Genomic DNA, 19,076 nt, shown 5'->3' on the forward strand with positions numbered 1-19,076 from the left:
GTCTGTCGATGACGTTTTTTTCCATTTTAAAGTCAGGAATACCATAGCGCAACAAACCTCCTACCTTTTCGTCCCGCTCAAATACGGTGACTGCATGTCCGGCCCGGTTCAATTGTTGGGCGGCGGCCAGTCCAGCAGGACCCGAACCAATAATGGCCACTTTCTTGCCTGTTCGCTTGATTGGAGGCTCTGGGGTTATCCATCCATTTTTAAAGGCCGTTTCCACGATGTTTTTTTCAATATTCTCGATGGATACGGGGTCTTCATTGATGCCCAAAACGCAGGCTTCCTCGCAGGGTGCTGGACATAGACGTCCTGTGAACTCTGGGAAATTGTTGGTGGAATGCAATATTTTGGCCGCTTTTTCCCATTTGCCTTGATAGACGGCATCATTAAAATCCGGTATCAAGTTGCCCAATGGACACCCACTATGACAAAAGGGAATGCCACAGTCCATGCATCGAGCACCTTGGTTTTTGAGTTCGTTTGCTTTGAGCGGCTTGGTGAATTCCTTGTAGTTTTTGATGCGCTCCTCGACAGTTACATAGGCCTCGACCTTCCTGTCAAATTCCAAAAATCCTGTTGTCTTTCCCATTGCTCAAAAATTATAAGGTTTCCATTTTTTCTTGTTCCAATCGAATCAAAGCTTGGCGATATTCTTCTGGGAATACTTTAATGAACTTCGGTAACACTTTCTCCCAGTTTTCCAATAGTTCCTGCGCCAAGGGACTCAATGTGGCGTTGTAATGGTTTTCGATCAATTCACGAAGCTCTTTAATGTCTTTGTCTTCTTCTACGGGTAAAAGGTTCAAGCTTTCCCCATTACATCGTTTTTCGAAGGACCCATCTTTATTGTACACATAGGCGATACCACCGCTCATACCCGCGCCGAAGTTCCGGCCCACATTACCCAAAATGACAGCGACACCGCCGGTCATGTATTCACAACCGTGATCACCGATACCTTCAACCACGGCTTTGGCCCCCGAATTCCTGACACAGAAACGTTCGCCTGCTTTTCCATTGATGTAGGCTTCTCCAGATGTGGCACCATATAGGGCTACGTTGCCGATTATGATATTTTCTTCGGGTTTAAATGTTGATTTGAAAGGTACTTTGACAATCAGCTTGGCACCAGATAATCCTTTGCCCAAATAGTCGTTGGTATTTCCATTGACCACCATGGTCAATCCTTTGGTGGCAAATGCCCCGAAACTTTGCCCTGCCGAACCGGTAAAGTTCAATTTTAGGGTGTTGTCGGGCAATCCGTCCGCACCGTAGATTTTTGAAATTTCATTGCTGATAATGGCACCCACGGCCCTATCGGTATTGTGGATGGGGAAGTCCAATGAGGTCTTCTCCTTCCGGAATAGAGCGGGGTGAGCCTTGGCAATAATATCGAATTCGATGGATGTGTTGATATCGTGCTGCTGTTTTTCGGTGTTGTGTAATTTGGTGCCTTCCGGTACATCCACTTGGTACAAAATGGGTGTTAAATCGATTCCAGCGGCCTTGTAATGCTCCAATGCCTTTTTGCGATCCAATTTTTGTACCTGCCCCACCATTTCATTCACGGTACGGAAGCCCAATTTGGCCATGATTTCTCGAAGTTCCTGGGCCACGAAGTACATGTAATTAACCACGTGTTCCGGTTTGCCCTGGAATTTTTTGCGCAACTCTGGATTTTGGGTGGCAATCCCAACAGGACAAGTATTCAAATGGCAAACGCGCATCATAATGCAGCCAGAGGCCACCAATGGTGCGGTCGCAAATCCGAATTCCTCGGCGCCCAATAGACAGGCGATGGCCACATCCCTACCGGTTTTCAGCTGGCCATCACATTCGAGCACGACCCTGTTTCGAAGATCATTCAAAACAAGTGTCTGTTGTGCCTCGGCAATACCCAATTCCCATGGAAGTCCGGCATGCTTCAGAGAGGTAAGGGGAGAGGCTCCCGTTCCACCATCGAAACCTGATATCAAGATAACATCGGCCTTGGCTTTGGCCACACCGGCTGCTACCGTTCCGACACCCACTTCGGAGACTAATTTCACGTTGATTCGGGCCTCCCGGTTGGCCGATTTCAAATCATAGATCAACTGAGAGAGATCTTCTATGGAATAAATATCGTGGTGGGGAGGCGGCGAAATCAATCCCACATATGGGGTGGAATTTCTTGTTTTGGCAATGGCCGGATTTACCTTCGGTCCGGGCAACTGTCCACCTTCACCCGGTTTGGCACCTTGGGCCATTTTGATTTGTATTTCCTGGGCGTTGGCCAAATAGTTGGAGGTTACTCCAAACCTACCGGATGCGACCTGTTTGATGGCACTGTTTTTCCAATCGCCAGTTTGACTTCTATAAAAACGAGCCGGATCTTCTCCTCCTTCACCAGAATTGCTTTTCCCACCGATTCGGTTCATGGCAATCGCTAGATTTTCATGTGCTTCCTTGCTGATACTTCCGTAGGACATGGCCCCGGTCTTGAACCGCTTTACAATTTCGGTCCAAGGTTCCACCTCCTCCAATGGAATCGGGTCATAATTCGAAAATTCGAACAAACCACGGATGGTCATCAGGTTTTTGGATTGCTCATTCACCAATTCGGAATACTCTTTATAGGTTTCCGGCTCGTTATTGCGTACCGATTTTTGAAGTTTGGCGATCGTCAATGGATTGAACATGTGCTTTTCGCCATTCCTTCGCCATCGGTACTCGCCACCAACCTCAATATCAAGATTGGCTGCTAATTCCTGGGTTTTGAATGCTTTTTTGTGGCGTCTGGCTATTTCCTTTTCTACTTCATAAAGGCCTATGCCCTGAATCCTTGTCGGCGTGTTCGGGAAATATTTTTCCACCACTTTGGTGTTGATGCCAATGCATTCGAATAGTTGGGAGCCACGATAGGAATTCAAGGTGGAGATCCCAATTTTGTTCATCACTTTTAAAATGCCCTTGCCTATGGCTTTGTTGTAATTTTTGATGGCTTCGTCAAAAGTGAATTCTGTGATATTGTTCTCGGTGATCTGTTCACCGATGATTTCGTTTACGAGATAGGGGTTTATGGCACTTGCACCAAAACCGAACAACAGGGCAAAATGATGCACCTCACGTGGTTCGGCCGATTCGATGATGATGCTCAATTTGGAGCGCTTGCCCATGCGCTGCAGGCCACTGTTTACATAGGAACAGGCCAACAAGGCAGGAATCGCAGCCATTTCGGTACTCACCATTCGGTCCGATAGGATGATGATATTGGCGCCATCATCTATGGCCTTTACGGCTTGTGAAAGCACCGAATCCAACGCTTCCTCCAAACCATTGTGCCCTTTTTCAATTTCATAAAGGATGGAAATGGAAACTACCTTATAGTCTGGACTCGCATCGTAATTTTTGATCTTGTCCAAATCCTCTTTGGAAATCACAGGATTTTGGATTTTCAGTTTACGGCAATGCAGTTCCGAAAATTCAAAGATATTGTGGTCACTGCCCAACGTTAGGCTGATGTCGGTAATCAATTCTTCGCGGATACCATCCAAAGGTGGGTTGGTTACCTGAGCGAACAATTGCTTGAAATAATTGTATATCAATTGTGGCCTTTCGGACAATACGGCAATAGGTGTGTCCGACCCCATGGAACCAATAGGCTCCTTGCCTTGCTCTGCCATGGGCATGATGATGGTATTGATATCTTCATGGGTGTATCCAAAAGCGGCACGTCTGGTTTTCAATGGGAATTCTCCGAAGAAAACAGGACAATCGTTATAGGGAATGTCTCGGAGATGGACTAGATTTTTTTTCAACCACTCTTTATAAGGATATTTTTTGGCAATGGCCTCCTTGATCTCCTCGTCGTTCACGATTCGACCTTCCTCCATGTTCACCAAGAACATTTTACCGGGCTCCAATCTGCCGTGCAATTCAATATCTTCAGGATCTAGCTCTACCACTCCCGTTTCGGAAGACATGATCACATAGCCTTTCTTGGTTACCGAATAACGGGAGGGGCGTAGGCCATTTCGATCCAAAACGGCGCCGATGTAGTTGCCATCGGTAAACGGTATGGAGGCAGGGCCGTCCCAGGGTTCCATTAAACAGGAATTGTATTCGTAAAATGCCTTTTTGGCCTCGGACATTTCGGTATTTTTTTCCCAAGCTTCGGGAACCAACATCATCATCACCTCTGGAAGCGATCTTCCGGTCATCAACAACAGTTCTACTACCATATCCATACTGGCCGAATCCGATTTTCCTGGCAAGACTATAGGCAAAATCTTTTTGATATCATCCCCAAACCAATCGCTCTTCATTAATTCTTCGCGCGAGCGCATGCGGGAGACGTTGCCCCTAAGCGTGTTGATTTCACCATTATGGCACATATAACGGAAGGGCTGGGCTAAATCCCAAGTAGGAAAAGTGTTGGTGGAGAAACGTTGGTGTACCAATGCCAAGCGGGTGACCACACGGGGATCCAAAAGGTCCTCATAATACCTGCTGATGTCTTTTGGTACCAATAGCCCTTTAAATATGATAATCTTGGTGGAGAGGCTGGGCAAATAGAAAAACTGGCTTTGCGACAGTTTACTTTTTAAAATGGCATGCTCCGTAATTTTCCGGGCAATAAAAAGCTTTAGATTGAACTGGAAATCGTCCAAGGCTTCCCCTTTACCAATAAAAACCTGTTTTACATAGGGTTCGGTTTCTGCAGCAATCCTTCCGGGTACCGATCGGTTTACTGGTACATCGCGCCATCCCAATAGCTGAAGGCCTTGCTGCGCCACACTTTCCTCAAGTATCTTGATGCAATAGTCACGTTGGTTGTCCTTTTGGGGAAGAAACACGTTACCCACCGCATATTCTCCTGCTTCTGGAAGGCTGAATTTGCACACGTCGGTAAAAAAGGCGTGTGGAACATCTATAAGGATGCCTGCACCATCACCGGTTTTACCATCGGAACTCACTGCACCTCGGTGTTCCAGTTTATCCAGGATCTCGAGGGCTTTATGTATTATGTCGTTGGATTTTCTACCTTTTAGGCTACAGATGAAACCTGCTCCACAGTTGTCATGCTCAAATTCGGGTAGGTATAGACCTTGTTTTTCCAATTTCATCATTAACGAATTTCTTCAAAAATATCAAAAACGATGAATAAACATTAAGGTATTTACTGATTATCAATTAAATAATCAGCATTTGGATAAAAAGGTTAAATAATATTCAAATTGAAAATTTGAGTAATAGTAAATTATCATTATCTCAAAAAGCAGGGTAGTAAATGGATTGTCCCCTTGATATGGGTAGCGCTTAGAGGAGTGATATGGTTTTTTCCCATTCTTGCTATGGGAAATAGGGGAGTACTAAATAAAAAATAAGATATTTAAACAAGTACCCCCTCGTTTTGCGAGGGGGTATTGGTTTTAGTCTTTCAGGATACTTCGGGAAATCACGATTTTTTGGATTTCTGAGGTGCCCTCATAAATTTGGGTGATTTTGGCATCCCGCATCAATCGTTCCACGTGATATTCCTTTACAAAGCCATTGCCACCGTGGATTTGTACTGCTTCCACTGCAGTTTCCATGGCTACTTCGGAGGCATATAGCTTCGCCATTGCCCCGGATAAATCATAATCATTATTGGAATCTTTATCGCAAGCCGCTTGGTAGACCAAATGTCGAGCCGCTTGGATTTTGGTGTGCATATCAGCCAATTTGAAGGCGATGGCTTGATGGTTGGCTATTTCGGTGCCAAATGCTTTTCGCTGTTTGGAGTAGGTTAGGGCAAGTTCGTAAGCGCCTGCCGCAATCCCCAGTGCTTGGGCGGCAATTCCGATTCGACCTCCGGCCAAGGTTTTCATGGCAAATTTAAAACCGAAGCCATCTTCACCGATTCGATTTTCCTTGGGTACTTTAACATCGTTGAACAACAAGGAATGGGTATCACTACCGCGAATGCCCAATTTGTTTTCTTTAGGACCGATTTCAAAACCTTCCATCCCTTTTTCCACAATTAGGGCATTGATGCCTCGGTGTCCTTTTTCTACGTGGGTTTGTGCAATCACCAAATACACTTCGGCTCTATTGCCGTTGGTAATCCAGTTTTTGGTACCGTTTAATATGTAGTGGTCACCTTTATCAATTGCGGTGGTCTTTTGGGATGTAGCGTCACTGCCCGCTTCTGGTTCGGACAAACAAAAGGCCCCGATAATTTCGCCTGTGGCCAATCGTGACAAGTATTTTTCTTTTTGTGCTTCGGTGCCATAGGCTTCAAGTCCCCAGCAAACCAAAGAATTGTTCACGGACACCATTACCGAGGCCGAGGCATCGATTTTGGAAAGTTCTTCCATGGCCAAAACATAGGAAAGGGTATCCAATCCACTTCCACCATATTTTTCACTGACCATCATTCCCATAAAGCCGAGATTGCCCATTTTTTTCACGATCTCATTGGGAAATGTTTGGGTTTCATCACGCTCGATCACCCCAGGCAAAAGTTCATTTTGGGCAAAATCCTTTGCTGCCTGTTGGATCATTAATTGCTCTTCCGATAGTGTAAAGTCCATAAAACTGAAAAATAACTAAAAACAAAGTGCAAATATAGCTTCTGAATAGCATATTTCTATAAAATACTACGATAAAATGCGAATGATTTAATCGATCGGCTAATTTGTAGCTCCGATAATCGGAATTTCACAATATTTTCTCGCGATAAGATTATGCCGTAAAACTCATTTTGAATATCTTTAGCGCCATAGATAACTACGCAGAAACATAATTCCTTAATTAAACCAAACTTAACATGGAGACCCTTTTAGTTGTCATTTTTGTTGTTGGATATTTGGCAATAACCCTCGAGCATAATTTAAAAATCGATAAACTGATTCCTGCATTGGCCATGATGGCCATCATGTGGGCCTTGATGTCCTTTGGCATTGATGGATTTACAAGCTGGTTCGATTCGGGTGAACACCATTTGATGGAGAATTTCGGTGCACTTGGGCATCCCGAGAAAATGGAGCTTCTGGAAGAGACGTTGTTACACCATTTAGGAAAGACATCTGAGATTTTGGTGTTCTTGTTAGGGGCAATGACCATTGTGGAGATCATTGACTATTTTGATGGCTTTGCTACCATAAAAACCTTTGTAAAAACAAGGAGTAAGAAAAAGATTCTTTGGATATTCTCCTTTTTGGCTTTTATCCTTTCAGCCATCATCGATAACCTAACCGCAACCATCGTTTTGATTTCCATTCTTCAGAAAATTGTGAAGGATAGGGATGTACGACTTTGGTATGCCGGTTTGATCATTATCGCTGCGAACGCAGGTGGTGCCTGGTCGCCCATTGGTGATGTGACCACTACCATGCTATGGATCGGTAAAAAAGTAACAACGGCCAACCTTATTGAGCACTTGTTGTTGCCATCGTTGATCTGTATGGTAATCCCTTCGCTCATCGCTTCCTTTTTACCTGTATTTAAAGGGGAAATCGAAGCTGAGGAAGAAGAGCCATCCAAATCGAAATTTAGTGCCATTATGTTGTATTTGGGATTGGGTGCCATCATCTTCGTGCCCATTTTTAAGACCATTACACATTTGCCACCATATGTTGGTATGATGTTGTCTTTGGCAATTGTGGCCACTTTTGCTGAAATTTTCAGTAACTCCAAGATTGCGATTTCGTCAGTGGATCATGAAAGTGATGCAGCGGCACACCATAGTCCAGTGCACAAGGCACTGACCAAGATTGAATTACCGAGTATCCTCTTTTTCTTGGGTATTTTGATGGCTGTAGCAGCTTTGGAGTCTCTTGGCATGTTGTTCAATTTTGCAGAAGGACTGAAACAAGGTATGCCTTTGATGGGCACTGAAATGGCATCGACCCATGTTTCTGACTTGGTGATATTGTTGTTGGGCGTTGGATCGGCGGTTATTGACAACGTACCATTGGTGGCAGCGAGTTTGGGGATGTTCTCCGAGCCGATGAACGACCAGTTGTGGCATTTCATTGCCTATTCCGCGGGAACTGGGGGCAGTATGTTGATCATTGGATCTGCAGCCGGTGTGGTGGCCATGGGAATGGAGAAAATAGACTTCTTTTGGTACCTTAGAAAGATTTCGTGGTTGGCCCTAATAGGCTTTGTTGGTGGAGCTATATGCTTCATGTTGTTACGAAATTTGTTCTAAAAGATACTTTAGCTCGAAAATCTCCGTTATAATTGCAACTTAAATTGGGGATTTTATATGATTATTTTTCAAGAAACTGCGGAGGGTGCAGAGGCAATGGCCTCTATATCAGAAGAGAAGACCCTTTCCGTAATCGACCTTATTGTTAACGGAGGAACCGGTAGTGTCGTGATCATCATGGTGCTTTTCGTGCTCCTATTCGTAGCATTGTACATTTATTTCGAACGTATTTTTGCCATAAAGGCCGCTTCAAAGATCGACAAGAACTTCATGAACCAGATCCGGGATCATGTCATGAACGGAAAGTTGGAAGCTGCCAAGTTGTTATGTGCCCAAACCGATTCGCCAGTGGCCCGCTTGATAGAGAAAGGGGTGGCCCGAATCGGCAAACCGTTGGATGACATCAATACCTCCATCGAGAACGCTGGAACCCTTGAAGTGTACAAATTGGAAAAGAATGTAAGTGTGTTGGCTACCGTTGCAGGTGCTGCACCCATGATTGGCTTTTTGGGTACCGTAATTGGTATGATTTTGGCATTCCACGAAATGGCAAGCAGTGGTGGCCAGGCTGAAATGGGATCTTTGGCATCCGGTATTTATACGGCCATGACCACTACGGTGGCAGGTTTGGTGGTCGGTATCATTGCGTATATCGGTTACAATCACTTGGTAAACCGTACGGATAAGGTGGTGCACCAAATGGAGGCCAATGCGGTTGAGTTTTTGGACCTATTGAACGAACCCATATAGTTTTTAAACCATGAAACTAAAGGGGAGAAATAAAATAAGCCCGGAGTTCAGTATGTCGTCAATGACAGACATTGTATTTCTGTTGTTGGTATTCTTCATGTTGACCTCCAATGCACCGAATGCACTGGACTTACTATTGCCCAAAGCAAAGGGTAAATCCACCAACACACAGAATGTTTCGGTGACCATCGACAAGGATCTGAAATATTTTGTGAACAACGAGCAGATCAGTAAAGAATACATTGAAATTGAATTAAAAAAGGCACTTGAAGGTCAAGACAAGCCAACAATCATTCTAAGGGCAGAGGAGAACGTGGCCATTAAGGAAGCGGTCAACGTTATGGACATTGCCAATCGGAACAATTACAAGGTTATCTTGGCTGTGCGGCCAAAATAATGGCATTTTTAGATACGAGACACAAGAAAAAATCTTTCACGCTAACAACACTTCTGTTAAGCGCTGTATTGTTATTGCTATTTTATATCGGACTTACCTATCTGGATCCACCCATCGAAAATGGTATTGCCGTTAATTTCGGTACCATGGATTTTGGCAGTGGGCCTGTTCAACCTAAGGAAAAAGTTCGATCTGAACCCAAACAGGTGGAGAGCCAACCCGTGGAGCAGGTACAACCAGCCGAACCTCAGGAGGCAGTGACCGAAGAGGCTCCGGTTGAAAAGGTATTGACCAGTAATGATGAGGAATCCATTAAAATAAAGCAACAAGAGGAGGCCAAGCGAATGGCAGACGAAGCAGCGGAAAAGGCCAAAGCAGAGGCGGAACGCATAGCCAGGGAGAAAAGGGAGGCCGAAGAACGCCAGCGACAGGAACAGGAGGCCAAGAAAAAGAATATTGACGCCCTTATTGGCGGTATCGGCCAATCCGATGGCACAACTACCGGAAGTGAAGGAAACGATAACACACCCGGGGATAAAGGTCAGCCAGACGGTGATCCCTATGCCACCACGTACTATGGAGCTCCCGGAAGCGGAACTGGAACCGGAGGTTACGGCCTCAATGGCAGGTCTTTGGTGGATAGTGGCAAAGTACGACAGGAATGCAATGAGGAAGGCAGGGTTGTGGTCAGGATAACCGTAGATAGATCGGGTAGGGTGATTAAGGCCGAACCCGGTGTGAAAGGTACCACCAACAATGCGCCATGTTTGCTGGAACCTGCAAGAAAAACTGCATTCATGCACAAGTGGAACCTCGATTCCAATGCGCCGGCCCAACAAATCGGTTTTGTGGTGGTCAACTTTAAATTGGGACAGTAGTGACCTATAAAGAGACCCTCGACTGGATGTTTGCCCAGTTGCCCATGTACCAACAAAAAGGTGCTGCTGCCTTGAATGCCAAATTGGACAAAACCCTTCATTTTGCGGCCCATTTAGGCAATCCTGAAGACAAATTCAAAAGTATACACGTTGCTGGAACCAATGGCAAAGGCTCCAGCAGCCACATGTTGGCTTCCATTTTACAGGAATCAGGTTATAAGGTTGGTTTGTATACTTCTCCCCACTTAAATGATTTTAGGGAGCGAATCAAAATCAATGGTCAAGTTGTTGACGAAGCGTTCGTGACAGAATTCATTGCGGCCCACAAAACCTATTTGGAATACCATAAGCTGTCGTTCTTCGAAATGACCGTTGGTATGGCCTTTATCTATTTTGCCCAGGAAAACGTGGACATTGCAGTTATTGAGGTTGGATTGGGCGGTCGATTGGATTCTACCAACATCATAACCCCTGAGGTTTCCTTGATCACCAATATCGGTATGGACCATATGCAAATTTTGGGGGATACAATTGAAAAAATAGCCTTGGAAAAAGCGGGCATCATCAAGCCCAATGTTCCTGTGGTAATCAGTGAGCGACAACCGGAGACGGAAACTATTTTTTCGTTGATCGCCCATCAACTCAAATCCGAGATTGTTTTTGCGGAAGATGAGAACATACGGGATTACCCGACGGATTTATTAGGGGATTATCAAAAGCGAAATTGCAAAGGTGTGATTGCCACCATTACAATGTTGGAAGGTTTTGAAGTGCCCGAGGAAGCCATTGCTAAGGGGCTACAACGTGTAGTGGCGAATACAGGTTTGATGGGGAGGTGGCAAGTTTTGCGGCAATCACCTTTGGTGGTCTGTGATACTGCTCATAATAAAGAGGGCCTCACATATGTATTAGCCCAAATTGCCAAACAATCGTATTCTAAATTACACATTGTGCTTGGGTTTGTGAACGATAAGGACGTGCAGGGTGTATTAAAGCTCTTCCCGAAAGATGCAATCTATTATTTTGTGCGACCCAGCATGCCAAGGGGATTGGATGTTGGTCAATTACAAAGTTTGGCAAAAGAGCAAGGCTTGAAGGGCGAAGGGTTTCAATCCGTTCAAGAGGGTCTTAAAATGGCCATTTCGAATGCTGATGAAACGGATATGGTCTTTGTTGGCGGAAGCACTTTTGTGGTGGCCGAAGTGGTTTAAACAGTAATCTGCAATCACCTTTGGGTCGGCCTTTGAGAAAACAACAATTTATTGGTCAAAAATATTTTTCGCTTTTTTATTTTTTTCTTTTTGGTATTCAAAAACTATCCTATATTTGCACTCCCATTTGGGAAATTGAATGGGCGCTTAGCTCAGTTGGTTCAGAGCACCTCGTTTACACCGAGGGGGTCGGGGGTTCGAATCCCTCAGCGCCCACTGTTAAAGTTTAAACAAAATCAAAACCTTGCTTATCTTATTGATTTGCAAGGTTTTGTCGTTATTGGACCATCGAAAAGACAGATTGTTTCCCCAATAGGTTAAACCTTGTGAGATGTGAGGCTTGCAGCACTCCACTTCGTTTCGTTTGCCGTTACCCCGAAATTTTACCCATCTATTATTATGTGGTCCCAAAGTAAGGATGATGCAAAAATGTAGCTAAAAGGACCATCTGGATCAAAATATTCCGAAGGAGATACAGAGAATCACTATAAGGGGAAAAATTCTTCAATTTCTCTTTTTCCATCAATCAAATCCTGAAGTGTTGTTCTTTCCAGAACATTGATAAAGTTAGTTTTATTGGAACCTACAAGTTTATGGAGCACACAGGGGTTGTCGACATCACAATTCCGCAATCCCAAAACACATGAGGTTACCCGTTTTTCTCCATCAATGACTTTAACAACATCCATCAAGGTTCTTTTTCTATCATTATCACTTAAATAAAATCCACCCTTGGGGCCCCTTGCCGATGAAATGACGTCATGACGAGAAAGTTCTTGCAACAGTTTGGCTAAGTATGACTCGGGAACATTCACGATGCCGTGCATATCCCTAACCATGATTTTATGGTTCTCATTGGAGTTCAGGGCTAAGTATAACACTCCTTTAATTGCATATTTTGACGAATTGGAAAGCATGTGATAGAATGTAAACAAAGATTAAAAGACATTTTTATCCTTTTTATGATTTAAATCATATTTTCCATAAGTAACCCTAGTTACATTTGACTCCAATATTTAACCATTATCCAATGAAGTCAATAGTAAAAGGAATAACATTACTCTTCGTGCTGATCATGATCGGCTGCGGAGGCAAACAAGAGGAAAAGAAAGAGGATGGCTTTAGTGTGCAACGGAAAAAGACCACTTCGGAACAACCGGTCGAGTCCAGTTCAGCCACGGAGACCAAGGCCTCCGAACGTGTTGATATGTCCACTAAAGGAGTCGGTCCTATCAAATCCGTGACATTGGCCCCGGAAATCGATCAGGCGATGGCCGCCAACGGCAAGGAAATCTATGATCAAATGTGCTTGGCCTGCCACAGGGTGGGTAAAAAGTTCATAGGTCCACCACCCAATGGGGTGCTTGAGAGACGAACCCCTGAATGGATCATGAATATGATCTTAAACCCTCAGGAGATGGTTCAACAAGATCCACTGGCCAGGGATTTGCTCCAAGAGTTCAATGGGTCGCCCATGTCCAACCAAGGGCTGACCGAGGAGCAGGCACGGGCCATTCTTGAATACTTCAGGACATTAAATTAAACCATATGAAATCAACCATTAAACTCAGTGCCCTCGGGCTGACCTTACTGTTCCTATTTAACATTGGCTGTAAGGATAGGGCCCAGAACGAAACAACAGCTTCCGACCCAAATACATCCGAAGCAATTATCGAGAGCAATAAAGGACAGGCCTTTATCGAAGACGACGAATCCACGCCCAACGTCCTCCAGATTGCACTTGGATCACCGGACCATAGCACTTTGGTGGCAGCGGTCCAGGCTGCAGATTTGGAGAATGCCCTTGTCAATGCAGGCCCCCTAATGGTATTCGCCCCAACCAATGCCGCTTTTGACGCATTGCCAGCAGGAACCGTGGAGGATCTTCTGAAACCTGAGAACAAAGAGGCCCTGGCCAACATCCTTAAGTATCATGTAACTCCGGGAAACTATTCCAAGGACTTTTTGAAAAAGTTCAAGAAGTTGGGACAGGCCAATAATCAAAATGTTATAGTGGAGGTGCAGGGTGATGATGTCTTTGTAGGGGGAGCCAAGATCATTGCCAGTGTACCTGCAGGAAACGGAATTGTCCATGTTGTGGACAAGGTCATCCTCCCTCCGGCCCAATAACTGATTAACACCAAAAAAACAAATAAATCCTAACACAATGAAAGTAAAACACCATTTGATACTGACCTTGGGAACGGCCTTGTTGCTGGTTTCCTGTGGCCAACAGAACCAAAGTTCAAACGGGGCGCTGTCCTCCAGTGCCGCCGAAAAAGTCTATGTAGCTCCTGGGGAACAGGATGAATTTTACGCCTTCCTTTCCGGGGGATATAGTGGTAACCTTACCGTTTACGGATTGCCATCCGGGCGGATGTTCAAGGAAATTCCAGTATTCTCGCAGTTCCCTACATCGGGGTACGGCTATTCCGAAGAGACCATCCCCATGTTGAACACCTCCCATGGATTTGTGCCCTGGGATGACCTGCACCATCCGGACATATCCCAGACCAATGGGGAATTGGATGGGCGCTGGATTTTTGTAAATGGGAACAATACTCCGCGTATTGCAAGGGTCGATCTTAGCACCTTTGAAACAGCAGAGATCATCGAGGTTCCCAACAGTGCAGGGAACCACAGTTCCTCATTCATCACGGAAAACACCGAATATGTGGTGGCAGGTACCCGATTTGCTGTTCCTGTACCCCAACGGGACATGTCCATAAGTGAATACAAAGGAAACTTTAAAGGTGCCCTTACATTTATCAGTGTAGATCCCGAACATGGCCACATGGCCATCAAGTTCCAATTGTTGATGCCAGGCTTCAACTATGACCTTTCCCACCCAGGAAGGGGCAAGTCCCATGGCTGGTTTTTCTTTACCACCTATAATACTGAAGAGGCCAACACCCTTTTGGAAGTGAATGCTTCCCAAAACGACAAAGATTTCATCGCGGCGATCAATTGGAAAAAAATCGAAGAATATGTGAACAACGGTGGCGGCACCAAAATGCCGGCCAACTATGCACACAACGTGTATGATGAGCATTCCCATACCGGGACAACGACCATGAAGGATGAAGTACTTACCGTGGACCCCACAAAGGTTCCCGGGGCCGTATTTTTCCTCCCCACGCCAAAATCCCCCCATGGCTGTGACGTAGACCCGACCGGACAGTATATCATTGGCAATGGTAAGCTATCTGCTGATTTGACCGTACATTCTTTTGATAAAATGATCGCTGCCATTGAAGGGGAGAAATTCGATGGGGAAGCCTATGGCATCCCAATTTTGAAGTTTGAGGATGTCTTGGCCGGACAGGTAAAAAGTGGTGGCCTTGGCCCATTACACACGGAGTTCGACGGTAAGGGCAATGCCTATACTACGTTCTTTATCTCTTCGGAAGTCGTGAAATGGCAGTTGGGAACTTGGGAGGTTATCGATAGAAAACCCACTTATTATTCTGTGGGGCACTTGATGATCCCCGGTGGCAACTCCAGAAAGCCATTTGGCAAATACGTGGTGGCCATGAACAAGATCACCAAGGACCGGTATTTGCCCACGGGGCCAGAAATGGAACACTCGGCACAGATTTATGATATCTCAGGCGACAAAATGGAGTTGATCTATGACTTTCCGACCCATGGGGAGCCCCACTATGCCGCTGGTTGTCCAGCTGATCTGTTGACTGCAAATTCACGCAAGATTTATCGATTGGATGAAAACAGGCACCCCTATGCCGTGACCACAGCAGATGGCTCCAAGGTGGTAAGGGATGGTAATGAGGTTCATGTATATATGTCAACCATACGCAGCCACTTTACGCCGGACAATATCGAAGGCATCAAGGTAGGGGACAAGGTCTATTTCCATATCACCAACCACGAACAGGACTTTGATGTGCCCCACGGATTTTCCATCCTGGGCCAAAACACCTCCGAGCTGTTGATCATGCCCGGACAGACCAAAACATCCGTTTGGGAACCCAAGCAAGTTGGGGTATGGCCCTTCTATTGTACAGATTTCTGTTCCGCTTTGCACCAGGAAATGCAAGGCTATGTCAGGGTCTCACCTGCCAACTCAAATATTGAACTGAAATGGTCACTTGGTGAGTGATTCGGATTGACTTGCCAATGAATAAAGCGGGCTGCGTCCATGACCTGCCCGCTTTTTTACAAATTGAAAAACACACATCTTCCAAAAAACCGAAATCAGTTTGTAACCTTTAAATCAAAAAAATGAAAAAGGCTAGTATTTTAATGATTGTTGGCCCGCTCTTCCTCTTGGGTTTATACGTCTTCCCGCTTTGGAATATCATGTTGGGCGCCCCACAATATCCCGACCCATTGGGGTTGAACATCCATATCAATGGCCTACGGGGCGTCAGTGAGTTCGATATCCAAAACATTGATGGCCTGAACCACTATATCGGCATGCACACCCTCCCCAAAGTGGAGGACATGTGGGAATTCAGCACTTTCCCCATCATCATCGGAATCATGGTTGGGCTCGGGGTACTGATCGGAATTTTGGGTTTTCTTGGTAAACTAAGCTACAAATGGTTCCTGGGATGGTTCGCTCTGATGTCCTTGATGGGCATACTTGGGATGTACGATTTCAATGAATGGTTGGTGGACTACGGCACCAATTTGGACCCCAACGCCATTATGAAATTGACCAATCCCGATGGAACCCCAATGACCTATAAACCCCCACTACTGGGCCATGTGAAGATGTTGAACTTTGATGTAACCTCTTTGCCCGCTACAGGTGGATGGTTGATGTTCCTGGGTATGATGTTGACTTTGGCTGCCGGATACTTTGGATGGAAGAGCAAAAAAAATAAAACTTGAAACATGAAAAAACAACTTTTGCCATTGCTACTGACATTGGTGCTTTCGATATCATGCACTGTAGCTCCCAAACCCATTGATTATGGCCATGTGGCCTGCCACTACTGTAGTATGACCATTGTGGACAAGCAACATGCCGCACAATTGGTCACCACCAAGGGAAAAGTCTTTGACTTTGATGCCGTGGAGTGCATGATGAATCAATTGAAGGAAACGGACACATCCACCATCGCCCTGTTCTTGGCCAATGATTTTGATAGTCCCGGGGAACTGATCGATGCGACAAAGGCCACCTATTTGATCAGTGAGAACATTCCAAGTCCCATGGGCGCCTATCTAAGTGCCTTTGATGAGGAAGGAGCTGCTAAGTTTGTTCTGGACGCCAATGGAGGGCAATTACTTTCTTGGAGCGAATTGAAACAACAATATGAATAGTTTAATAATTACCAAACCATGTATATGATCGATATAGACAATACCATTGCCCAGCAACCTTATGACGGACTTCAAGTTGAACAACTGGTGAAAAACGAAACCATGGAAATTCTCAGCATCAGTTTGGCCAAGGATGCCATCTTTCCAAGTCATACCTCACCAAAAGATGCCCATTTGGTTGTACTCGAGGGTTCCATTGAATTCCACATCGAGAACCAGATCGTCAATTTAGGGTCACAGCAACACTTTAGCTTTTCCAAAAAGGTTGAGCATTGGGTAAGGGCCCTTACAAATGCAAAATTTTTGATAATCAGATAAGAAATCATAGCTTCATAAGCCATAAGATTGCCTTTGGGCAATCCAAACAATATCAGCAGAAAATTGAAGACTCCATATCACAAATACCTCCTTTGGATGGTCCTGTTCCTATTATGTCAAGAAATATGGGCCAAAACGTGGACAATTTGCAATACCTGCGAACAACGCTCTATTAAACAGACCATCCAACTGGCCAATGCCCATGATACCTTATTGGTCCAAAAAGGAACCTATCGGGAATATGAGATCGTGGTGGACAAACCTTTGGTCATCAAAGGCGTGGATTATCCCATCGTGGACGGTGAAAAAAAAGGGGAAATCTTTCAAATCCAGTCGGACGGTGTGACACTCGACGGGCTTTTCATCATCAATGTTGGTGTCAGCTATACCAAGGACAATGCGGCAATACGGGTTGTCCGGAGCAAGGATTTCCGCATCCAGAACATGGTTTTGGAACAATTGTTCTTCGGCATCTATTTGGAAAAATCCTCCCACGGCAAAGTCTACCACAACCGAATCATTGGTGAGGCAGTGGACGAATATAATTCGGGGAACGGTATCCAATTGTGGTATTCCTCGGACATCGAGGTGTCCAAAAATCATGTTCAAGGAACGCGGGACGGCATTTATCTGGAGTTTTCCGATCGGATTACGATTACGGGTAACACCAGTATGGACAATCTCCGATACGGGCTTCATTTCATGTTTTCCAACAACGATATCTATACCCAAAACACTTTTGAAAACAATGGTGCCGGTGTTGCGGTCATGTTCTCCAAGTTCATCACCATGAAGAACAATACCTTCCGCAAGAATTGGGGAACTGCCGCTTACGGCATGTTGTTGAAGGAAATCAATGATGCAGAGATCATTGGAAATACCTTTGAGGAAAACACCATCGGTATCAATATTGAGGGATCTAACCGAATCCGGTATACCAACAACGATTTTATAGGCAATGGTTGGGCCATTAGGGTGATAGGGGCCTGCTATACCAATAGTTTCAGGGGCAATAATTTCTTGTACAACTCCTTCGATATTTCTTATAACAGCAAATTGAACGACAATGTGTTCGAGGGCAACTTTTGGAGTGGCTATACCGGATATGATCTGGACAAGGATGGTATCGGGGATGTGCCCTACCGTCCGGTCAAGCTCTTTTCGTATGTAGTGAACCGCACTCCGGAGACCATTGTCCTGTTGCGGAGTCTTTTCATGGATATCATTGATTTCTCCGAAAGGGTCTCCCCGGTGTTCACCCCGGACAATTTAAAAGATGCCCAACCTTTAATGAAAATACGATCATGACCATAACGATAAAAGACCTGCACAAACAGTTTGGCAAGAACCAGGTATTGAAAGGTGTCGACCTGACCATAGACAAGGGCCAGATCTATGCCATTTTGGGCCCTAACGGTTCGGGAAAGACCACCTTGATCAAGAGTATCCTGGGCATGGTGCTTCCTGATAAGGGTCACATAACTGTGCTGGACAAGCCTATCAAAAAACAATGGAAGTACCGCAAGCAGATCGATTATCTCCCACAGATTGCCAACTTTCCACCGAACATCAAAGTGAAGGAGCTTATCCATATGATCAAGGACCTGCGGAACAGTCCCAGTGCTGAAAAGGAATTGATAGACCTATTTGGCCTTGGACCCTTTCTGGATAAAAAACTGTCCACCCTCTCCGGGGGCACCAAACAAAAGGTGAACATTGTACTGACCTTTATGTTCGACAGCCCCTTGCTCATTCTCGATGAACCTACCACGGGGCTGGACCCCATGGCCCTGATTCGTTTGAAGGAGTTGATCTTGAAGGAAAAGTCCAATGGAAAGACCATCCTCATCACCTCCCATATCATGCAATTTGTAGAAGAAATGGCCGACCAGATCGTATACCTGTTGGAAGGTGACATTTACTTTAAGGGAACCATCCCCGAACTTAAGAAACAGACTGGGCAGACCAGTTTTGAACATGCCATTGCAACCCTAACCACTTCTGAAAACCATGCTGAAAATACTGAAATATAGTTTTTACGACCTTAT

At 45.1% G+C, this 19,076-nt stretch carries 17 protein-coding genes and 1 tRNA gene (1 of these 18 running past the window's edge); 14 read left to right on the top strand and 4 right to left on the bottom strand.

Features of this window, described 5'->3' with window-relative positions; genetic code table 11:
• The 3 genes from EO131_RS03645 to EO131_RS03655 form a co-directional block, all read right to left on the bottom strand.
• Positions 1-595, bottom strand: the beginning of a protein-coding gene (locus tag EO131_RS03645) for a glutamate synthase subunit beta (protein WP_127019011.1). Its footprint begins 872 nt before the window's first position; 595 of the gene's 1,467 nt are visible here — the first part of the coding sequence; its start codon is at positions 593-595; the stop codon falls past the left edge of the window.
• A gap of 10 nt (positions 596-605) precedes the next feature.
• Positions 606-5,111, bottom strand: coding sequence for a glutamate synthase large subunit (gene gltB / locus EO131_RS03650; protein ID WP_127019042.1), 4,506 nt, complete (start codon positions 5,109-5,111; stop codon positions 606-608).
• Positions 5,112-5,417: 306 nt separating this feature from the next.
• Complete coding sequence (locus EO131_RS03655) at positions 5,418-6,560, bottom strand: acyl-CoA dehydrogenase (RefSeq protein ID WP_127019013.1); 1,143 nt, start codon at positions 6,558-6,560, stop codon at positions 5,418-5,420.
• 236 nt (positions 6,561-6,796) lie between these two features.
• Here EO131_RS03655 and nhaD point away from each other — a divergent pair, with 236 nt between their 5' ends.
• The 6 genes from nhaD to EO131_RS03685 all read left to right on the top strand — a co-directional run bounded on the left by nhaD (position 6,797) and on the right by EO131_RS03685 (position 11,634).
• On the top strand, positions 6,797-8,182 hold the full coding sequence (gene nhaD, locus EO131_RS03660) for a sodium:proton antiporter NhaD (protein WP_127019015.1): 1,386 nt from the start codon (positions 6,797-6,799) through the stop codon (positions 8,180-8,182).
• A gap of 57 nt (positions 8,183-8,239) precedes the next feature.
• Entirely contained in the window at positions 8,240-8,932 is a 693-nt protein-coding gene (locus EO131_RS03665; RefSeq protein WP_127019017.1) for a MotA/TolQ/ExbB proton channel family protein, read from the top strand.
• Positions 8,933-8,942: 10 nt separating this feature from the next.
• Entirely contained in the window at positions 8,943-9,329 is a 387-nt protein-coding gene (locus tag EO131_RS03670) for an ExbD/TolR family protein (protein WP_127019019.1), read from the top strand.
• A complete protein-coding gene (locus EO131_RS03675) occupies positions 9,329-10,207 on the top strand; it encodes an energy transducer TonB (RefSeq protein WP_127019021.1) in 879 nt (292 codons plus the stop codon). The genes EO131_RS03670 and EO131_RS03675 overlap by 1 nt, the downstream gene beginning before the upstream one ends.
• Complete coding sequence (locus tag EO131_RS03680) at positions 10,207-11,418, top strand: bifunctional folylpolyglutamate synthase/dihydrofolate synthase (protein WP_127019023.1); 1,212 nt, start codon at positions 10,207-10,209, stop codon at positions 11,416-11,418. Before EO131_RS03675 ends, EO131_RS03680 begins: the two co-directional genes overlap by 1 nt.
• 141 nt (positions 11,419-11,559) lie before the next feature.
• Positions 11,560-11,634: transfer RNA gene (locus tag EO131_RS03685), tRNA-Val, on the top strand.
• 269 nt (positions 11,635-11,903) lie between these two features.
• Here EO131_RS03685 and EO131_RS03690 read toward each other — a convergent pair.
• On the bottom strand, positions 11,904-12,335 hold the full coding sequence (locus EO131_RS03690) for an RrF2 family transcriptional regulator (RefSeq protein WP_127019025.1): 432 nt from the start codon (positions 12,333-12,335) through the stop codon (positions 11,904-11,906).
• Positions 12,336-12,448: 113 nt separating this feature from the next.
• Between EO131_RS03690 and EO131_RS03695 the strand changes: the two genes are divergently transcribed.
• The 8 genes from EO131_RS03695 (at position 12,449) to EO131_RS03730 (ending at position 19,061) form a co-directional block, all read left to right on the top strand.
• On the top strand, positions 12,449-12,961 hold the full coding sequence (locus EO131_RS03695; protein WP_127019027.1) for a c-type cytochrome: 513 nt from the start codon (positions 12,449-12,451) through the stop codon (positions 12,959-12,961).
• A gap of 5 nt (positions 12,962-12,966) precedes the next feature.
• The gene (locus EO131_RS03700) at positions 12,967-13,548 is read left to right on the top strand and encodes a fasciclin domain-containing protein (RefSeq protein ID WP_127019030.1); all 582 of its coding nucleotides are present in this window, start codon (positions 12,967-12,969) and stop codon (positions 13,546-13,548) included.
• A gap of 37 nt (positions 13,549-13,585) precedes the next feature.
• Positions 13,586-15,538 (top strand): Sec-dependent nitrous-oxide reductase, encoded by a 1,953-nt coding sequence (nosZ, locus tag EO131_RS03705; RefSeq protein ID WP_127019032.1) that lies wholly within the window; start codon positions 13,586-13,588, stop codon positions 15,536-15,538.
• A 122-nt stretch (positions 15,539-15,660) separates the two neighbouring features.
• Positions 15,661-16,275, top strand: coding sequence for an LPXTG cell wall anchor domain-containing protein (locus tag EO131_RS03710; RefSeq protein ID WP_127019034.1), 615 nt, complete (start codon positions 15,661-15,663; stop codon positions 16,273-16,275).
• A 3-nt stretch (positions 16,276-16,278) separates the two neighbouring features.
• A complete protein-coding gene (locus EO131_RS03715) occupies positions 16,279-16,710 on the top strand; it encodes a nitrous oxide reductase accessory protein NosL (RefSeq protein WP_127019036.1) in 432 nt (143 codons plus the stop codon).
• A gap of 24 nt (positions 16,711-16,734) precedes the next feature.
• Positions 16,735-17,028 (top strand): cupin domain-containing protein, encoded by a 294-nt coding sequence (locus EO131_RS03720; protein WP_127019038.1) that lies wholly within the window; start codon positions 16,735-16,737, stop codon positions 17,026-17,028.
• A gap of 96 nt (positions 17,029-17,124) precedes the next feature.
• Positions 17,125-18,336: a nitrous oxide reductase family maturation protein NosD gene (locus tag EO131_RS03725; RefSeq protein WP_127019044.1), complete on the top strand. Its 1,212-nt coding sequence runs from the start codon at positions 17,125-17,127 to the stop codon at positions 18,334-18,336.
• A complete protein-coding gene (locus EO131_RS03730) occupies positions 18,333-19,061 on the top strand; it encodes an ABC transporter ATP-binding protein (protein WP_127019040.1) in 729 nt (242 codons plus the stop codon). The genes EO131_RS03725 and EO131_RS03730 overlap by 4 nt, the downstream gene beginning before the upstream one ends.
• Positions 19,062-19,076 lie beyond the last annotated feature (15 nt).

Origin of the sequence: Flagellimonas beolgyonensis, from assembly GCF_003992615.1 — a bacterium.
GTDB classification, from domain to species: domain Bacteria; phylum Bacteroidota; class Bacteroidia; order Flavobacteriales; family Flavobacteriaceae; genus Flagellimonas; species Flagellimonas beolgyonensis.